Origin of the sequence: Kitasatospora sp. NPDC057015 (assembly GCF_042673745.1) — a bacterium.
GTDB lineage: Bacteria > Actinomycetota > Actinomycetes > Streptomycetales > Streptomycetaceae > Kitasatospora.
This window is the reverse complement of sequence record NZ_JBHUSG010000011.1, coordinates 140226-156408: the sequence shown is the minus strand read 5'-3', so window position 1 is coordinate 156408 and position 16183 is coordinate 140226. Positions and strand designations below refer to the sequence as shown.

13 protein-coding genes are annotated in these 16183 nt (G+C 75.4%); 4 read left to right on the top strand and 9 right to left on the bottom strand.

From position 1 onward, the window contains the following. Positions 1 to 25 precede the first annotated feature (25 nt). Positions 26 to 3010 carry a BTAD domain-containing putative transcriptional regulator gene (locus tag ACFTWP_RS13945; RefSeq protein ID WP_380264732.1) on the top strand — a complete coding sequence of 995 codons (2985 nt, stop codon included), beginning with the start codon at positions 26 to 28 and terminating at the stop codon, positions 3008 to 3010. Between the two features lie 47 nt (positions 3011 to 3057). Here the strand turns inward: ACFTWP_RS13945 and ACFTWP_RS13940 are convergent, their stop codons facing one another. The 6 genes from ACFTWP_RS13940 to ACFTWP_RS13915 all read right to left on the bottom strand — a co-directional run bounded on the left by ACFTWP_RS13940 (position 3058) and on the right by ACFTWP_RS13915 (position 9587). Further along, positions 3058 to 3945 (bottom strand): amidohydrolase family protein, encoded by an 888-nt coding sequence (locus tag ACFTWP_RS13940; RefSeq protein WP_380264730.1) that lies wholly within the window; start codon positions 3943 to 3945, stop codon positions 3058 to 3060. After that, complete coding sequence (locus tag ACFTWP_RS13935) at positions 3942 to 5576, bottom strand: acyl-CoA dehydrogenase family protein (protein WP_380264729.1); 1635 nt, start codon at positions 5574 to 5576, stop codon at positions 3942 to 3944. The genes ACFTWP_RS13940 and ACFTWP_RS13935 overlap by 4 nt, the downstream gene beginning before the upstream one ends. Continuing rightward, positions 5560 to 6171 carry a TetR/AcrR family transcriptional regulator gene (locus tag ACFTWP_RS13930; RefSeq protein ID WP_380264728.1) on the bottom strand — a complete coding sequence of 204 codons (612 nt, stop codon included), beginning with the start codon at positions 6169 to 6171 and terminating at the stop codon, positions 5560 to 5562. Before ACFTWP_RS13930 ends, ACFTWP_RS13935 begins: the two co-directional genes overlap by 17 nt. Positions 6172 to 6338: 167 nt before the next feature. Further along, a complete protein-coding gene (locus ACFTWP_RS13925; RefSeq protein ID WP_380264726.1) occupies positions 6339 to 7787 on the bottom strand; it encodes a S28 family serine protease in 1449 nt (482 codons plus the stop codon). Between the two features lie 162 nt (positions 7788 to 7949). Next, positions 7950 to 8849, bottom strand: a complete 900-nt coding sequence (locus tag ACFTWP_RS13920; RefSeq protein ID WP_380264725.1) for a serine protease — start codon at positions 8847 to 8849, stop codon at positions 7950 to 7952. A gap of 108 nt (positions 8850 to 8957) precedes the next feature. Next, positions 8958 to 9587 (bottom strand): TetR family transcriptional regulator, encoded by a 630-nt coding sequence (locus ACFTWP_RS13915; protein ID WP_380264723.1) that lies wholly within the window; start codon positions 9585 to 9587, stop codon positions 8958 to 8960. 128 nt (positions 9588 to 9715) lie between these two features. On the opposite strand from ACFTWP_RS13915, the gene ACFTWP_RS13910 reads away from it, so the two are divergent. From ACFTWP_RS13910 to ACFTWP_RS13900, 3 genes are all read left to right on the top strand, one after another. Then, positions 9716 to 9871: a hypothetical protein gene (locus tag ACFTWP_RS13910; protein ID WP_380264722.1), complete on the top strand. Its 156-nt coding sequence runs from the start codon at positions 9716 to 9718 to the stop codon at positions 9869 to 9871. A gap of 170 nt (positions 9872 to 10041) precedes the next feature. Further along, positions 10042 to 10347, top strand: a complete 306-nt coding sequence (locus tag ACFTWP_RS13905) for a hypothetical protein (protein ID WP_380264721.1) — start codon at positions 10042 to 10044, stop codon at positions 10345 to 10347. A gap of 133 nt (positions 10348 to 10480) precedes the next feature. Then, on the top strand, positions 10481 to 12472 hold the full coding sequence (locus ACFTWP_RS13900; protein ID WP_380264720.1) for a hypothetical protein: 1992 nt from the start codon (positions 10481 to 10483) through the stop codon (positions 12470 to 12472). A gap of 34 nt (positions 12473 to 12506) precedes the next feature. Here the strand turns inward: ACFTWP_RS13900 and ACFTWP_RS13895 are convergent, their stop codons facing one another. From ACFTWP_RS13895 to ACFTWP_RS13885, 3 genes are read right to left on the bottom strand one after another with little or no spacing between them, the layout of a single operon-like run. After that, positions 12507 to 15086 (bottom strand): ABC transporter permease, encoded by a 2580-nt coding sequence (locus ACFTWP_RS13895; RefSeq protein ID WP_380264719.1) that lies wholly within the window; start codon positions 15084 to 15086, stop codon positions 12507 to 12509. Continuing rightward, complete coding sequence (locus ACFTWP_RS13890; RefSeq protein WP_380264718.1) at positions 15083 to 15859, bottom strand: ABC transporter ATP-binding protein; 777 nt, start codon at positions 15857 to 15859, stop codon at positions 15083 to 15085. The genes ACFTWP_RS13895 and ACFTWP_RS13890 overlap by 4 nt, the downstream gene beginning before the upstream one ends. Further along, on the bottom strand, positions 15856 to 16152 hold the full coding sequence (locus ACFTWP_RS13885) for an SHOCT domain-containing protein (RefSeq protein WP_380264717.1): 297 nt from the start codon (positions 16150 to 16152) through the stop codon (positions 15856 to 15858). The genes ACFTWP_RS13890 and ACFTWP_RS13885 overlap by 4 nt, the downstream gene beginning before the upstream one ends. Positions 16153 to 16183: the final 31 nt, after the last annotated feature.

The following is a 16183-nucleotide window of genomic DNA, read 5'->3' as shown; positions in this document are numbered from 1 at the left end:
AGGTCCATCACGGGAGACTTCTGACATGCGTTTTGGTCTGCTCGGCCCGCTGACCGTGCACAGCGACACCGGCGCCGGGCGCCCGGTCGGCGCGCTCAAGAGCAGAACGCTGCTGACCGCCCTGCTGCTGCGCCCCGGCCGCCAGGTCCCGCTGGACACCCTCAAGGAAGCCCTCTGGGGCGAACACCCGCCGGCCACCTCGACCGCCTCCCTGCACAACCACGTGGCCCGGCTGCGGCGCGTCCTCGACACCGGCGGCGAACCGCGGCTGCGCGCGGTGCCGCAGGGATTCCTGCTGCACGTCGAGCCGGGCGAGCTCGACAGCGAGCTGTTCACCGCCCGGTTGGGCGCGGCCCGCGCCGCGCACCAGCGCCAGGACTGGGCGGGCGTGGAGCAGGAGAGCTCCGCGGCCCTGGAGCTGTGGCGCGGCCGTCCGCTCGCCGACGTCCCCGCCTTCGCCCAGCACCCGCTGGTGGAACGGCTGATCGACCAGCGCCTCCAGCTGCTGGAGTGGCGTCACGACGCGGCGCTCCAGCTCGGGCAGCACGAGTTCATGGTCGGCGAGCTGGGCGTGCTGGCCCGCGAGTACCCCTACCGGGAGGCCTTCCACCGGCAGTTGATGCTCGCCCTGCACCGGACGAACCGGCAGGCCGACGCGATCGCCGCGTTCCACGCGCTGCGCCGCGCCCTGGTCGACGAGTTGGGGGTCGAGCCGGGCCGCGCCGTCCGCGAGGCGTACCAGGAGATCCTGACCACCCAGCCCGGGTCGGCCGACCAGCCGGCGCCGCCCGCGCGGCGCCCGCGACCCGCCCAACTCCCGGTGCCGCCGGCGCACTTCGTCGGCCGGACCGAGCAGATCCAGGCCGTGCACACGGCGCTCGGCGGCAGCGACGGGAAACCGGCCGTCGCGGTGGTCAGCGGCATGGCCGGCGTCGGCAAGACCGGGCTTGCGCTCCAGGTCGCCCGCACCCTGCGCGAGCAGTTCCCCGACGGCCAGCTGTTCCTCAACCTGCACGGCGCCACCCCGGGCATGGTCCCGCTCGAACCGCTGCAGGCGCTCGGGGTGCTGCTGCGCGGGCTGGGCGTGGAGCCCCGGCTGATCCCCGGCGACGCCGAGTCCGCGGCCGCCCTGCTGCGCTCCACCCTGGACGCCACCCGCACCCTCATCGTGCTCGACGACGCCGGCTCCGCCGCCCAGGTCCGCCCGCTGCTGCCGGCCGAGCCCGGCTGCGCCGTGCTGGTCACCAGCCGCCCCCCGCTGGCCGCGCTCGACGGCGCCACCCACATCCCGCTGGCACCGCTGACCGCCGCCGAGAGCACCGCACTGATCGCCAGCGCGTCCGGACGCGAACCGGGTGAGGGCGACTGCCCCGCGGTCCGGCGACTGGTCGAACTCTGCGGCCAACTGCCGCTCGCCCTGAGGGTCGTCGCCGCCCGCCTCGCGGTCCGGCGGGCCCTGACCGCCGATGCGCTGGTGGAACTGCTCACCGACGAGGAGCGCCGGCTCGACCAGTTGGAGTACGACGACCTGAGCGTGCGCCGCTCGCTCGCCGTCGCCCACGACGCCCTGCTCACCTCCGAGCGGGAGGACGACCGCGACGCGGCCCTCGCGCTGCGCCGGATCGGCGCCCTCGACCTCGCCGAGTACGGGGTGCCGCTGCTCGCCCGACTGATGGACGGCGAGGAGGACCGGGCCGCCGCGGCACTGGAGCGACTGGTGGACGTCGCCCTGCTGGAGGAGACCGAGTTCGGCCACTACGCGCCGCACGACCTGGTCCGCGACTTCGCCCGCGAGCTGGCCGGGCGCCACGACCCGCTGCCGGCCCGCGAGCAGGCCACCGCCCGGGCGCTGCGCTGGTACGCGGCGACCGCCCGGGAGTCCGTGCTGGCGATCCTGCCACCGGGCGGCGAGCGCGACCGGCGGCTGCCCGAACCGATCGGCGCCGCGCAGCCCTTCGCCGACTCGGCGGCGGCGTTCGCCTGGTGCGACCGCGAGCTGTCCAACATGGCGGCGCTGGCCGTGAACTTCGCCGACGCGCCCGCGCACCGGGAGGCGGTGCTGGCACTGACCCGCTCGCTCTCCCCGTACCTGCAGCGCCGGGGCCGGATCGAGGCGCTGCGCGTGCTGAGCGAGATCGCCCTCGCCACCGCCCGGGACTGCGCCGACCCCGGCGCCCAGGGGCAGGCGCTCAGCGACCTCGCCGCCGCCCACTACATGGCCGGGCAGTTCGAGGCGGCCCTGGCCCTCAACGACCGGGCGATCGAGGTGTGGCGGGCACTCGGCGACGACGACCGGGTGCAGCCCGCCCTCGGCAACCGCGGCCTGCTGCTGCGGGACCTCGGCCGGATCGAGCAGGCCACCGTCGTCCTGGAGGAGTGCCTGCTGATCGCCCGGCGCCGGGGCGCGGAACGCGACGAGGCGATCGTGCTGAGCACCCTCGGCAACGTCCGCGAGCAGGACGACCCCCGGATGGCGATCCACTTCCACACGCTGAGCCTGGCGGTGGGCGAGCGGATCGGCGACGTCATCGTCCACCAGGCGGCCCGCAGCAACATCGGCTACGCGCACCTCACGCTCGGCGAACCCGACCTGGCACTCCCCCAGTTCGAGAGCTGCCTGGCCCTGATGACGGGCGACGACGACTGGCACCACGAGTCCCAGGCCCGGCTCGGCCTGGTCCGCTCGCTGCACGGACTGCACCGCGACGAGGAGGCGGCCCAGGAGTGCCAGGTGCTCCTGGCGAAGGCGGCCGAACGGGGCGACACCTACTCGCAGGGGCTCGCCCGGCACGTCCTGGGGCTCGTCCTGCACTCGCGCGGGCGGATCGACGAGGCCGTGGCGCACTGGCAGGAGGCGCTGCGGGCCCTCGCCGGCTCGGACTCGCCCCTGGTCGCCGAGTTGGAGGAGCTGATCGCCCCCGCGTTCACCGCCCGGGGCGGGCACCCGGTGCTGGCCGACGCCGTGCCGTCCCCGCGCTCGGCCCCCTCGGACGCGCCCGCCAGGCGCTGACGGCGGCAGGCCCGCACGGCCGGGCCCTGGTCGCGTCCGACGCTCGCTCAGTTCTGCTTCGCCGCAGGCAGGTCGAAGAGTTCGGCGGCGTTGTCGTGGCAGACCGCCCGCAGCCACTCCTCCCCCAGCCCGAGGCCGGCCAGCGACCGAAGGGCCTCGACGTACGGGTACGGGATGTTCGGGAAGTCCGTGCCGAGCAGGATCCGCCCCCGCAGGGCCCGCAGGCGCGGCAGTTCGGCGGCCGGGAACGGGCTGTCGCGCTCGGTGAAGGCGGTGAAGGCCATCGTGGTGTCCAGTCGGACCTGCGGGTACCGCTCCGCCAGGTCGAGGAAGTCACCGTACTCGGGCAGGCCCATGTGTGCCACCACCAGCGGCAGTTGCGGGTGCCTGGCAAGTACCGAGGCGATCGGCCCGGGCCCGGTGTGCTTGCCGGGCGCCGGGCCCGAGCCGCAGTGCGTGACCACCGGGGTGCCGCTGTCGGCGAGCAGGCCCCAGACCTCGTCGAGCAGCGGGTCGGCGGGGTCGTACCCGCCGACCTGGAGATGCGCCTTGAACACCCTGGCCCCGCCGTCCAGCGCCCGGGCCACGTACCCGGCCGCCCCGGGCTCCGGGAAGAAGGTGGCGGTGTGCAGGCAGTCCGGGGTCCGGGCGGCGAAGCCGGCGGCCCAGCCGTTGAGCCAGGCCGCCATCCCGGGCTTGTGCGGGTAGAGCATCGAGGTGAACGCCCGGACGCCGAACTCCCGCAGCCGCTCGACGCGTTGCGCCTCCTCCTCGCGGTAGGTGATCGGCCAGGGCCGGCCCAGCAGCGGGCCGGCCGCGTCGAAGTACGCCCAGACCTTGTCCAGGACGTTCTTCGGCATGAAGTGCGTGTGCACGTCGACCAGCCCGGGCAGGCCGAGGCCCTGCCAGAACGCGCGGACCTCGGCCGTGCTCACGCCGGCACCGGCAGGGCCCGGTCGATGATCGCGCCGGTGTCCAGGCCGGTCGGCAGGGTGCCGAAGGCGCCGCCGTGGTCACCGCCCAGCCGGGAGGCGCAGAACGCGTCGGCCACCGCCGGGCTGCCGTACCGCACCAGCAGGGAGCCCTGGAAGGCCACGGCCATCGACTCGACCAGGCGGCGGGTGCGGTACTCCAGGTCGGACAGGTCGGTGAGCTCCTTGCGCAGCGCGCCGACGGCGGCGTCCAGCCGGCGGTCCGCGCCGGCGGCCAGGTCCAGTTCGCCGAGGAAGGCCTCGACGCTCTCCGGTCGCTTCGCCATCGCCCGCAGCGCGTCCAGCGCCGCGACGTTGCCGGATCCCTCCCAGATCGAGACCAGCGGCGCCTCCCGGTAGAGCCGGGGCATCCCGGACTCCTCCACGTAGCCGTTGCCGCCCAGGCATTCGAGCGCCTCCGCCGCGTGCGCCGGACCGCGCTTGCAGACCCAGTACTTGGCGACCGCCAGCCCCAACCGCCGTACCAGCACCTCGTGCTCGTTGCCGGCGAGCGCCGCGTCGGTGGCGGCGGCCAGCCGCATCGCGACGGCGGTGGCCGCCTCGGACTCCACCACCAGGTCGGCGAGCACGTTGCGCATCAGCGGCTGGTCGACCAGGGCGGCGCCGAACGCCCGCCGGTGCAGGGCGTGGTGGACCGCGCGGGTGGCGCCCAGCCGCATGCCGGAGGCGGCGCCGAGGGTGCAGTCCAGCCGGGTCATGTTGACCATCTCGATGATGGTCCGCACCCCGCGCCCCTCCTCGCCGACCAGCAGGCCGACCGCGCCGTCGTACTCGATCTCGGCCGAGGCGTTGGACTTGTTGCCCAGCTTGTCCTTGAGTCGCTGGAGCCGGATGCGGTTGCGGTCGCCGTCCGGGAGCACCCGCGGCAGCAGGAAGCAGCTGAGCCCGCCGGGTGCCTGGGCGAGGGTCAGGAAGAGGTCGGACATCGGCGCCGAGGTGAACCACTTGTGCCCGGTCAGCCGGTAGCCGCCGTCGGGGTGCGGGACGGCCGCGGTGGTGTTGGCGCGGACGTCGGAGCCGCCCTGCTTCTCGGTCATCGACATGCCGGCGATCAGGCCGCGTTTGCCGTGCGGCTCGCGCAGCCCGAAGTCGTACTCGGGGGCGGCGAGCAGCGGCTCCAGCCGCTCGGCGAGGGCCGGTGTGGCGCGCAGGGCCGGGACGGCGGCGTAGGTCATGGAGATCGGGCAGGTGTGCCCCGCCTCGACCTGGCTCCAGACGTAGAACTTGGCGGCGCGGGCGGTGTGCGCGCCGGGTCGGTTGTCGCGCCAGGGCGCGGCGTGCAGGCCGTGGCTCACGGCCGTCCGCATCAGGTCGTGCCAGTGCGGGTGGAACTCGACCTCGTCGATCCGGTTGCCGAAGCGGTCGTGGGTGCGCAGCACCGGCGGGTGCTCGTTCGCCAACCTCCCCCACTCCGCGGCCTGTTCGGAGCCCGCGAGGACGCCGAGCCGGTGCAGGTCGGGCTCGGCCCAGCCCGCACCCGACCGGCGCAGGGCCTCGATGAGGCCCGGGTCGGCGGCGACGTCGTGGCCGTAGGGCAGCGGCGCCTGGTTGGTGACCTCATGCGTCGGTGGCATCGTGTCCTCCCAGGGCACGCAGGGTGAAGGAGACCAGGCCGGGGATGACCTCGGCCGGGGCGGAACCGGCGGCGAGCGGCCCGGCGAGCGCCTCGCCGACCGCGCCGACCAGCGCGGCGGCGGTCAGCTCCGGGTCCTGGGCGGGCAGCCGGCCGGCGGCGACGGCCGCGGCGATCTGGGTCGCTATCACGTCGCGGAAGGCCCGCCGGAACACCAGCCGCTCGGTGTCGACGACGGCGTCCGCGGGTTCGACCAGCAGGGCGTAGGCGAGGCGCGGCGCCCGCAGTGCGCGGGCGGCGAAGGTCTCGACGACGGCGGCGACCTTCGCCTGCGGGGTGTCGTGGCGGGCGACGGCCTCGGTGACGGCGGCGATCTCCCGGCCGACCACCCGCCGGAAGAGCTCCACCGACAGCTCCGCCTTGTTGGCGAAGTGCTGGTAGAGGCTGCCGGTGGCGATCCCGGCGCGGTCGGCGACGGCGGCCATCGAGCACCCGCCGTACCCGCGCTCGGCCAGCAGTCCGACGGCGGCCTGGAGCACCGCCTCGCGCTGGGCGTCCAGGCGGGCCTGTACGGCGGGGGTGCGTCGGTAGGGCATGGAAGCATTGAAGCACCCATTCAGTACTTCGACCAGGGGGCGCGCCCGACCGCCGCCGGGCGGACGCGCCGAACCGCCCGCCGTCCCCCGCGCCCCGATGGCGGGGACGGGCACACGGCGGGCGGACGGTCGGGCGGGCGGGCGGTCGGGCAGTCGGGCAGTCGGCGCTACAGCCGGTGGTGCTCCTCCAGCAGGCCGGCCCGGTCGAGGTCGGTGAAGGGCGCACCCTGCGCGAGGGCGGTCGGGCGGCCGGCCTCCGCGGCCCCCAGACCGGCCCAGTCGAGCAGCTTGGCGGTGGCGGCGGCCGAGTCGGCCGGGGTCAGCGCGGCGATCTTGGCGCCGTGGTTGGCGCCGGGAGCCGTGTAGACGTAGCTGTCCTCGCTGCCGCGCCCGAGGGTGAAGGGCTCGGCGCCCCACGGGTCGTTCTGGCCGTAGACGAAGATGATCCGCTCGGCGTCGTGGCGCACCCAGCGGTCGATGTCCCGCATGGCGGCCGGGTCGAACCGCATCGGGATCGAGCGCGGCACGTAACTGCGCGGCGAGTACAGCTCCTTGGTGTCATAGTGCAGCAGGCCGCCGAGGTGCGACACGTCGAAGTTCGGGGCGCCCAGCTCGGTACCGGCCTGGTAGTAGTACGCGGTGTACCCGGCGAGCGACTGGTCGCTGTTGGAGGTGACGCCGGAGTGGGTGTCGAGCCAGGCGTACAGCTGGTCGTCGGTGGCGGTGGCGGCGGGCACGTTCGCGCAGTCCGCCTCGGTGCTGTACTGCCAGAACGCCCAGACCACGTCCAGGACCCCGACCTCGTACGCCCGGTCGGCGTCGCCGATGACGGTGAAGGTGTTGCCCAGGGCCGCGTTGTCGGCGGCGTAGCGCGGCTCCAGGGCGGCCCTGCGGACGAGGAGTTCGCGCTGGGCGGTGTCCAGCGCGGCCCGGCAGGCGGGAGTGCCGACCTGGTCGAAGAAGGCGCTGTAGGCGGAGTCCTCGCGGTCGTTCACGTCGTTCGGGGCTACGTAGGCGACGGTGCCGTCCACGTCGTCCGGGTAGAACCGCCGGTGGTAGACGGAGGACATCCCGCCCTTGCTCGCGCCGGTGGAGATCCACTCCTGGCCGTAGATCCCCTTGAGGGCGGTGATCAGCCGGTGCGTGTCGCCGGCGGCCTGCTGGATGCCGGCCTTGGTCCAGTCCGCGGGCTGGGGCCGGGAGGGCGTGAAGTAGCGGTACTCGATGGAGACCTGGTTGCCGTCGAGCAGCCGGGTGGGTTCGGTCCGCGAGGGCGTGGTGCCCAGGGTGTAGCCGTTGGTGTAGAGGACGGTCGGGCGGTCCTCGCCCCGGTGGAGCACGCTGAACCGCTGCTGGAACGTGCCCAGCCACGGCCGGCGGTGGTCGACCGGCTGGGTGTACGTGAGCAGGAAGTACCGGTGCCCGGTGGTGGTGGGCTTCTCCTCGGTGACGGTCACCCCCGGGACGGCCGCCAGGCGGTCCCGGATGTCCGCGGTGGCGGCGGTGGCGGCGGTGGCGACACCCTCGCCGCGGGCCAGCGCCGGTGCGGCGGACCCGAGGGCGAGCAGGGGGACCAGTACTGCTGCGACCAGCAGCCTCTTGAGCGTGGTGCGCATCGACTCTCCGTTGTTCGGGCGGTGACGGTGCGGGGCGGTGACCTACGGGGTGGTGCGGGCCGTACGGGGCGGTGCGGGTGCGGGACGTGCCGCGGTGCGGTGCGGTGACGGCCGAGTGGGCCGCCCGCTGGGTGCGGGCGGCCCACCGGCGGTCGGTCGGTCTCAGGGGCGCGGCAGGGTGCAGCCGGCGCGGGTCAGGTCGAGGCGGTTCCCGGCGGCGAAGCAGGCCGGGATCCCGTACGTCTCCTGGGCGTAGTTGATGCCCTGGTGGACCGTCACCGTGCCGTTCTGGTCTACCTCGCAGGGGTTGTTCACGGTGCAGGACTCGCCGTCCTCGTTGCCGGTGTTGTTCACGGCGACGACCTCACCGGTGGCGGCGTTGACCACCGGCGAGCCGGAGGTGCCGCCGATGGTGTTGCAGCTGGAGGTGTAGCGGACGGAGTCCTTGAAGGTCCACTCGCCCTCCTTGAGGCGGTAGACGAAGCCGTCGACCGAGCAGGAGTAGATCTTCTTCCAGTACCCGGAGACGACCTTGATCGAGGTGCCCTGGGCGGGGTGGGTCGCGGCGATGGTCAGCGGCGCGATCCCGTACCGCGACTGGATCGCGGAGTACGTGGTGTTGAGCTGGTAGAGCGACACGTCGGTGTCGGTCATGGTGCCGTAGACGACCTTGCTGGCGCGCAGCGTGCCGAGCTTGGCGCCGGAGGCGCTGAGCAGCGAGAAGGTCCGGCTGGAGGCCTGGTTGACGACCACTTCGCCCGGGCCGGGCATGCCGCTCTCCAGACAGTGGCCGTTGGAGAGGACGAGCGCCGGGTCACCGGCGGCCGAACCGGGCAGGCGGACCAGGGAGCCGGAGCAGTTGCTGAGCGCCACCGTCCCGGCGAAGGAGACGGTGACGGCGGGTGCGGCCGGGGCGGGCGCTGCGGCGGGGGCCGCATCGGTGAGGGTCTGCGCCTCGGACGCGGCGGGGGCGGTGGCGGCGGATGCGGGCGCGGCGCCGGCGAGGGCGGTGGCCCCGGCCAGCAGGAGCGCGGTGAGCACGCCTATGAGCGGCTTCTTCATGGGAGGGCCTCTCGTATGTGGGGTGCACCAAAATTGGCGCGCACATGACGAGATGTCAAGACTTCATCGACGGCGGGAAACCGGCCCCACCGGCCCGCCGACGCCCCCTCAGGCGTCCTTCCAGTGCCGGCGCCCGAGGCTGACCAGCCGCAACTGCATCCGTGCGGCGGCGGCCACCCGCCGGGCCGCCGCGGGATCGTCGGAGGGCGCCTCCAGGAAGGCCGCGGCGGTCGACACCACATGGCCCACGTAGAGCTCGGCGAGCATCCGCAGCTCCTCCTCCCCCCAGCCGGCGGAGACCGACTGCAGGGCGAGGGCGTCCCCCACCTCCTGCGCGAACCGGTCCAACTCGGCCGCGATCGCCTCGCGCACCTGCCGCACCCCGCCGTGCCGCTCGCGCGCCAGGAACCGGACATGGGCACGGTTCTCACGGACGTGCAGCTCGATGATCTCGACCGTACGGTCGATCAGCTCCCCCGAACCGCCTCGCCCCTCCAGGACGGAACGGACCAGCAGATGGAGGCTGGCGAGCGACTCCTCGACCAGGGCGACACCGAGATCGGCCATGTCCCGGAAGTGGCGGTAGAACCCGGCCGGGGACATCCCGGCGGCCCGGGTGACCTCGCGAACCCCCAGGCTGGTGAGGTTCTGGTCCTCCAACAGGTGCAGGCCGGCATCCATCAGTGCGCGCCGGCTCTGCTGCTTCTGGGCCTGTCTGACCCCCACGGTGTGACTCACGTCATTCAGTAAACAACTGTTTGCCGAGATTCGCCAGCGTAGAGTGAGGAAGTCAGCGAACACTTGTCATCCCAAGTGTTCGCCGAAATCTCCTGCCGCAGCCGGACAACCGAGAAAGGCCGCCCACCATGTTCCTCCTCGCCCTGCTGGTCACCATGGGAGTCGTCGCCGGTGCCGCCGTCCACACCTCGATGTCCGTCTTCCTCGCCTCGGCCGCCGCGATAGCCCTGTGGCTGCTCGCCTTCGGCGCCCGCGAGGGCCTCGCCCAGCGCCGGGTCCACTGACCCGCCCGGCCCTTCGACCGCACCGCGCCACCACCGGCCCGACGGCCCGCCATCACCGGCCACCGGCCCGACGGCCCGCCTTCACCAGCCACCGGCCCGCCCGCCGTCGGGCCCGCCCACCGGAAATCCGGCCCGGCAGCCCCGCCGGCCGACCATCGGAGGAGAACCCCGTGGACAGCATCCTGACCACCCGTCGTACCCGCGCCCACCGGGCTGCCGCCCGCCCGACCGCCGCCCGGCCGGCCACCGACGCCGACAACCTGGCCGTCGCCTCGTTCCTGCTCGGCCTCCCCGGCCTGCTGCTCTTCAACATCGCCCTCGGCCCGCTCGCGATCGTGCTGGGCGTCCTCGCCCTGGTCCGCGGGACCTCGCGCCGCGGCCGCGCGGTGCTCGGCCTCACCCTGGGCATCGCCGACCTCGCGGTCCTGGCCGCCGCCACCCTCGCCGACCACGGGCAGCTCTGGCACCTCGGCTGACACCGCGCCCGACCGGCCGCCGAGCCCCACGAGCCCCACGGGCCACCACCCGCCGACGACCGGGCCGCGCGGTCGACCGGCTCCGCAACGGCGTCCCCTGCCGGGCCGACGGGGCTGCGGATACGCTCCCCGCATGGAGCCCACCTACGCCGACTTCGCTTCAACTCCCTTCATTTCCAACAACATCGGCATTCGAGCCCAGTACGGATCGGCACCGGACGGCGGCCACCTCAGGGTGGCGCCCGGCGGCCGGCTGGAGCTCGCCTTCGAGGTGCCCACGCACTCCGGGCCCGAGCTGGCCGTCGCCCTGGCCGCCGACGGCGTCCCCGTACTCTCCGTCAACGGGGAGCCCCTCACCATCGGGCCCACGAGCACCCGGCCCACGCGCACCCGACCCGCGAGCACCGAGTCGGCGAGCACCGAGTCCGTCACGGCCGGGTCCGCCACCGCCGACGACTCCTTCGCCACCGGGCCCGGCGCCCCACACGTCGGGCCGGCCGGCGCACCGCGACCGGGAACGGCGCCGTCCGCAGCACGGACCACGCAGCGGGTGCGCCCGGCCGGCGAGCCCACGGCGACCGTCGCGATCCCCTCCGCCGTGCTCCGGCCCGGCCGCAACCTGCTCCTCGTCGCCAATCCCGCGACCTCCGGCCGGGACCTGCTGATCCGTCGGATCCTGGTCGACCCCACCGCGCTCCCCGGCCGCTCCGAGCGGGCCCTGCTGGCCGACCCCGACCGGAACAGGTTTCTGGGGAGCCGCACCCGCCTGCGGATCTTCACCACCCTGCGCACCCCGCTGGACGACCCCGGCGAGCCGTGCGCCGGAGTGCTCCGGCTGGCCCTGGACGACGGCACCGCCCCGGAGCTGCGCACGCTGTCCTGGCAGGACGCCGAGGGCGGTCGCGGGTCCGTCGGCTTCGGCGGCCGGATGCGGCGGTTCCAGGGCCACTGGGTGGCGGCGGACGGCCGGCGCTTCGCGTACGAGGGCGGCGACGCGGGCTCCGAGGAGCCCGCCGACGGGCCGACCCCCGGATGCGACTCCTTCTTCCACCGCCTCGCCGACGGGCGACCCGGACTGGACCTGCGGCTCGACGCCGGAGTCGCGCCGCTGCCCGTCGAACTGGCCTGGAGCGACACCGAGGGCCGCGCAACCTCGATCCTGTTCGACGCCGGCTGGGACACCTTCGTCGGCCACACCCGGCGCGACGGGCGGCCCGTCGACGCCTACCGGGGCCGCCGGGCGCCCGGCGTCGGCCCCGGGCCGTCGGGCAGCCGGCCGGCGCCCACCGGCCCGGCCGCCGGGCAGCCCGCCACCGGGGCCGTCCCGTTCCGCCGGGTGCGCGCCGAACAGGTCGACTTCCCGGCCGTGTTCAGCTCCTTCGCGCAGAACCTGCGCGTCGACGGCCGGCCCCGGACGCCGCACCAGATCCAGGAGGTCGGCGACCTCGTCCTGCCGACCGGAACCCTGGAGGTGACCGCCCCCGGGCGGCACGGGTGGGCGGTGGAGGACGTGCTGCCCGCCGGCCGGTACCCAGTGGCCGTCGCCGTCGAGCCGCTGGCCGAGGCCCCGCAGGCCGGCCAGCACGCGCGGGTCCGGATGCTGGCGGTGGCCCTCTCCGCCACCCCGCCGGTCAGCTGGGACGAGAGCGCGGGGAGCCGGATGAGCGGTCACGGACTGCTCTGCTTCGCCGGCCGCCCGGCGGACCCCGACACCGGGACGGACCCGGCGGGCGAGGCACCGACGACCGGCGGAACCCGGGCGGCCACCGCGGCCGGCCCCGCCGACGGCCCGGGTACCGCGCCGGCCCCCACCACGGCGGCCGTCGTCCGCCGGCTGGTCGACCACGCCCGGCCGGTGCTGGAGGCCAGAGCGCTGATCGCCGGGGGCGACCGCCCCGACGACGCGGCCCCGCACCGCACCCGACCCGCCGGCCACGCCGCCGGACGCGACCCCGGCGCCTTCGCGCACGGCTGGCACACGGTGGCGCAGCCCGCCGCGGGCGGGGTGGCCGTGGGCGTCCTGGTGGAGCGCGCCGAGCGCCCGGACGCGGGCGGCGCCGGCCGGGTCGGCCGCGACGCGGAGGGCCGCCCGGTGGCGTACGTCCACCACTTCCCGCAGCCGTAGGCCGTCGGTCGGGTGGTGCCCGGCCGGCGGAGCGTCAGTCCGCGGCGACCGCGCGCAGCACGTCGAGCCGGGCCGCGCGCCCTGCCGGCCGCAGCCCGGCGACCGCGCCCGCCAGCAGTCCGGCGCCGAGCACCACCGCCAGTTGGAGGGGCGGGATCGCGAAGGAGCCCGTCCCGGCGTCGTCCGAGGCCTTCACCAGGGCCCAGCCGAGGAAGGCGCCGAGACCGAGCCCGCCGACCGTGCCGAACGCGGCGACCAGCACCGACTCCCAGCGGACCATGGCCCGGAGCTGACCGCGGGTCTGACCGACCGCGCGCAGCAGACCGAGCTCCCCGGTGCGCTCGTGGACCGCCAGGGTCAGCGTGTTGGCGATGCCCAGCAGGGCGATCAGCACCGCGAGGGCGAGCAGCGCGTAGACCACCGAGAGCATCATGTCGACGCCGGAGGCCGCACTCGCCGCGTACTGGTCGCGGTCCTGCACCTGCGGGTTGCCGAACGGCTCGGCGGCCCGCTCCACCGCCGCCCGGCCCTGCGCGAGCGGCACACCGGGCCGCAGGGCCACGGCGACCAGGGTGTCGCTGTCCTGCCCCCGGTGCGGGGCCCAGGCCTCGCGGGTGATCAGGTAGTCGCCGGCCAGGCCGGCGCCGTCGTACAGCGCCCGGACGGTGTACGGGCCGCTCGACCCGTCCGTGAAGCCCACCGTGACGCTCCGGCCGAGCTGCCAGCCCTGCCGGTCCGCCTCGGCCCGGGAGACCGCGAGACCGTCGGTGCCGAGCCCGTCCAGCGAGCCCTCGACCCGGCCGAGGTCGACGATGCCGGCCAGCCGGTCCGGGTCGGTGACGTCCAGGGTGCGGCCGTGGCCGTCGATCCGGGCCACGCCCCGGCCGAGCCCGACGCTGCCCCGCACCTCGGGCAGGCCCGCCAGGGCGTCGGCCAGCCTCGGGCTGAGGCCGCTGCCGCCGGCCCCGAAGGAGGGCGCGGTGACGGCGAGGTCCCCGGCGAAGGAGTCGTCGACCGTCCGGTCCATGGTGGCCCGGATCGAGGCGCCGAAGACCGTGAAGAGGGTGACCACCGCGACGCCGATCATCAGCGCGGTGGCGGTGGCCGCCGTCCGGCGCGGGTTGCGGGCCGCGTTGCGCCTGGCCAGCGTGCCGCTGACGCCGCGCAGCCGGGGCAGCGGCGCGCCCAGCACACGGACCGCGAGGGCCGCCGCGACCGGGCCCAGCACCACCGCGCCGGCCAGCACGGCCAGCGCACCGGCGGTGGTCAGCAGGACGGACGGGCCGTCGGTGGCACCGACCACCGCCACCGGGACACCGGCGGCGAGCAGCAGCCCGCCGAGCGCGAGCCTGGCCCGGCCGGCCCGGCCGTCGGCGGCGCGGTCCACGGCGCTCTCGCGCAGCGCCGCGAGCGGCGCCGTCCGCCCGGCGCGCACGGCGGGCAGCAGCGCCGAGCCGGCCGCGACCACCGTGCCCACCAGCAGCGGCAGCAGGACGGCGGCGGGGGTGACCACCATGCCGCCGGTCGGCAGCGAGAACCCGAGGGCGGAGAACAGGGCCTTCAGGCCGGTCGCCACCCCGATGCCGCCGACCAGCCCGCCGAGCGAGGCCAGCAGTCCGACCGCCAGCGCCTCGGCCAGTGTCGCGCCGAGCACCTGGCCGCGCGCCGCGCCGAGCGCCCTGAGCAGGGCGTTCTCCCTGGTCCGCTGCGCCACCACGATGGCGAAGGTGTTGTGGATGGTGAAGGTGGCCACCAGCAGGGCGATCCCCGCGAAGACCAGCAGCAGGGTGGTGAACAGGCCGAGGAACCGACCGGAGACCTGCTCGGTGCTCTCGGCGGTGGCCGCCGCGCCGGTCACCGCCTGCACGCCCTCGGGCAGCCGGGGGGTGATCGCCCGGACCAGCTCGGCCTGCGAGGTGCCCGGCGTGGCGCGGACCTGGATGGCCGCGGCCTGCCCGGCGCCCTTCGGGGTGAGGTGGCGCTCGGCCTCGTCGAGGGTCAGCGCGGTGAAGGTGCTCGGGCCCATCCCGTCCGCGCTGTCGCCGAAGGTGGCGATGCCGACGATGGTGATCCGGACCGGGTCCGGGGTGCGCAGCACGGTGGTGTCACCGAGGTGCAGGCCGCCGCTCCTCGCCGCTCCCCGGTTGACCACGGCCTCGCCGGCCGCGGCGGGCGCGCGGCCCTCGGCGAGCCGGTAGGGGTTCAGCTTCGGGTCGGCGAGCCAGTTGCCGGCCAGGGTGGGCGGCCCCTGGCCGCCGACCGGCCGGCCGTCGCTGCCGACGAGTTGCCCGGCGCCCAGGACGGAGGCCTCGGCGGCGGCCACGCCCGGTACGGCGCGCAGCCGTTCGGCGAGCGCGGCCTCGACCGGCGCCCTGACCCCGCCGGGGGTGCCCGGGGACTCCAGCACGTCGGCGCTGCGGACGACCGCGTCGGTGCCGGCGTTGGCGTCCGCGAACAGGGTGTCGAAGTTGGCCCGCAGGGTGTCGCCGAGCACCATCGTGCCGGCCAGGAAGCTGACGCCGAGCAGGATGGCGAGGAAGGTCCCGGCGAGGCGCCGCCGGTGGGCGCGCAGCGAGCGCAGGCTGATCCGCAGGGCCGCGGTGGCCGGGCTCATGACCGCCCCCGTTCGAAGGCCTTCATCCGGTCCAGCACCCGGTCGGCGGTGGGCGCGGCCATCCGGTCGACCAGGCGGCCGTCGGCGAGGAAGAGCGCCTGGTCGGCGTGGCCGGCGGCGACCGGGTCGTGGGTGACCATGACCACGCAGCGGCCCATCTCGTCCACCGCGCGGCGCAGCAGGCCGAGCACCTCGGCGCCGGTGCGGGAGTCGAGGTTGCCGGTGGGCTCGTCCGCGAACACCACCTCGGGCCGGCCGGCCAGCGCCCGGGCGACCGCGACCCGCTGCTGCTGGCCGCCGGAGAGCTCGCTCGGGCGGTGGTGCAGCCGGTCGCCGAGCCCGATCACGTCGATCAGACCGTCGAGCCAGGCCTGGTCGGGCGCGGCGCCGGCCAGGTCGAGCGGGAGGGTGATGTTCTCCCGGACGGTCAGGGTGGGGACGAGGTTGAAGGCCTGGAAGACGAAGCCGATCCGCTCGCGACGCAGCAGGGTCAGCCGCCGGTCGTTCAGGGTGCCCAGCTCGGTGTCGCCGATCCAGGCGCCGCCGGAGCTGAGGGTGTCCAGCCCGGCGGCGCAGTGCATCAGGGTGGACTTGCCGGAGCCGGAGGGCCCCATGACGGCGGTGAAGCGGCCGGCGGGGAAGTCGACGGTGACGTGGTCCAAGGCGCGGACCTCGGTGGCGCCGATGCCGTGGACCTTCACCGCGTCGACCACCCGGGCGGCGACGTCGGTCACCACGTCGAGGGTGGCCGACCGGTGCTCGGCGGCGCTCACTTCGCACCGCCCCGGTGGTCGCGCGGGTCCTCGGTGAGGACGGCGCGGCGGGCCCGGTACTCGTCGGCGTCGATGCCGCCCTCGGCGTAGCGGCGGCCGAGCACGGCGAGCGGACCGTCCGGACGGCCCGCGCAGCCCCGGCGCCACACGGTGCGGCGCAGCACGAAGGCGACGAGGAGGACCACCCCGATCCAGAACAGCGGGATCAGCAGGATCCAGGGGCCCGGTCCGTTCCAGTCGTGGTCGGCGAGGACGGTCTGGGCCGGCAGTGCGCCGGCCGGCAGCGTGTACATGAGGGATCGTCTCCTCGGCGGTGGCTCGTCC

Coding starts and splice junctions, on each gene's coding strand:
- ACFTWP_RS13945 (WP_380264732.1), top strand. CDS start 26: ATGCGTTTTGGTCTGCTCGGCCCGCTGACCGTGCACAGCGACACCGGC.
- ACFTWP_RS13935 (WP_380264729.1), bottom strand. CDS start 5,576: ATGCCACCGACGCATGAGGTCACCAACCAGGCGCCGCTGCCCTACGGC.
- ACFTWP_RS13930 (WP_380264728.1), bottom strand. CDS start 6,171: ATGCCCTACCGACGCACCCCCGCCGTACAGGCCCGCCTGGACGCCCAG.
- ACFTWP_RS13925 (WP_380264726.1), bottom strand. CDS start 7,787: ATGCGCACCACGCTCAAGAGGCTGCTGGTCGCAGCAGTACTGGTCCCC.
- ACFTWP_RS13920 (WP_380264725.1), bottom strand. CDS start 8,849: ATGAAGAAGCCGCTCATAGGCGTGCTCACCGCGCTCCTGCTGGCCGGG.
- ACFTWP_RS13910 (WP_380264722.1), top strand. CDS start 9,716: ATGTTCCTCCTCGCCCTGCTGGTCACCATGGGAGTCGTCGCCGGTGCC.
- ACFTWP_RS13900 (WP_380264720.1), top strand. CDS start 10,481: ATGGAGCCCACCTACGCCGACTTCGCTTCAACTCCCTTCATTTCCAAC.
- ACFTWP_RS13895 (WP_380264719.1), bottom strand. CDS start 15,086: ATGAGCCCGGCCACCGCGGCCCTGCGGATCAGCCTGCGCTCGCTGCGC.
- ACFTWP_RS13885 (WP_380264717.1), bottom strand. CDS start 16,152: ATGTACACGCTGCCGGCCGGCGCACTGCCGGCCCAGACCGTCCTCGCC.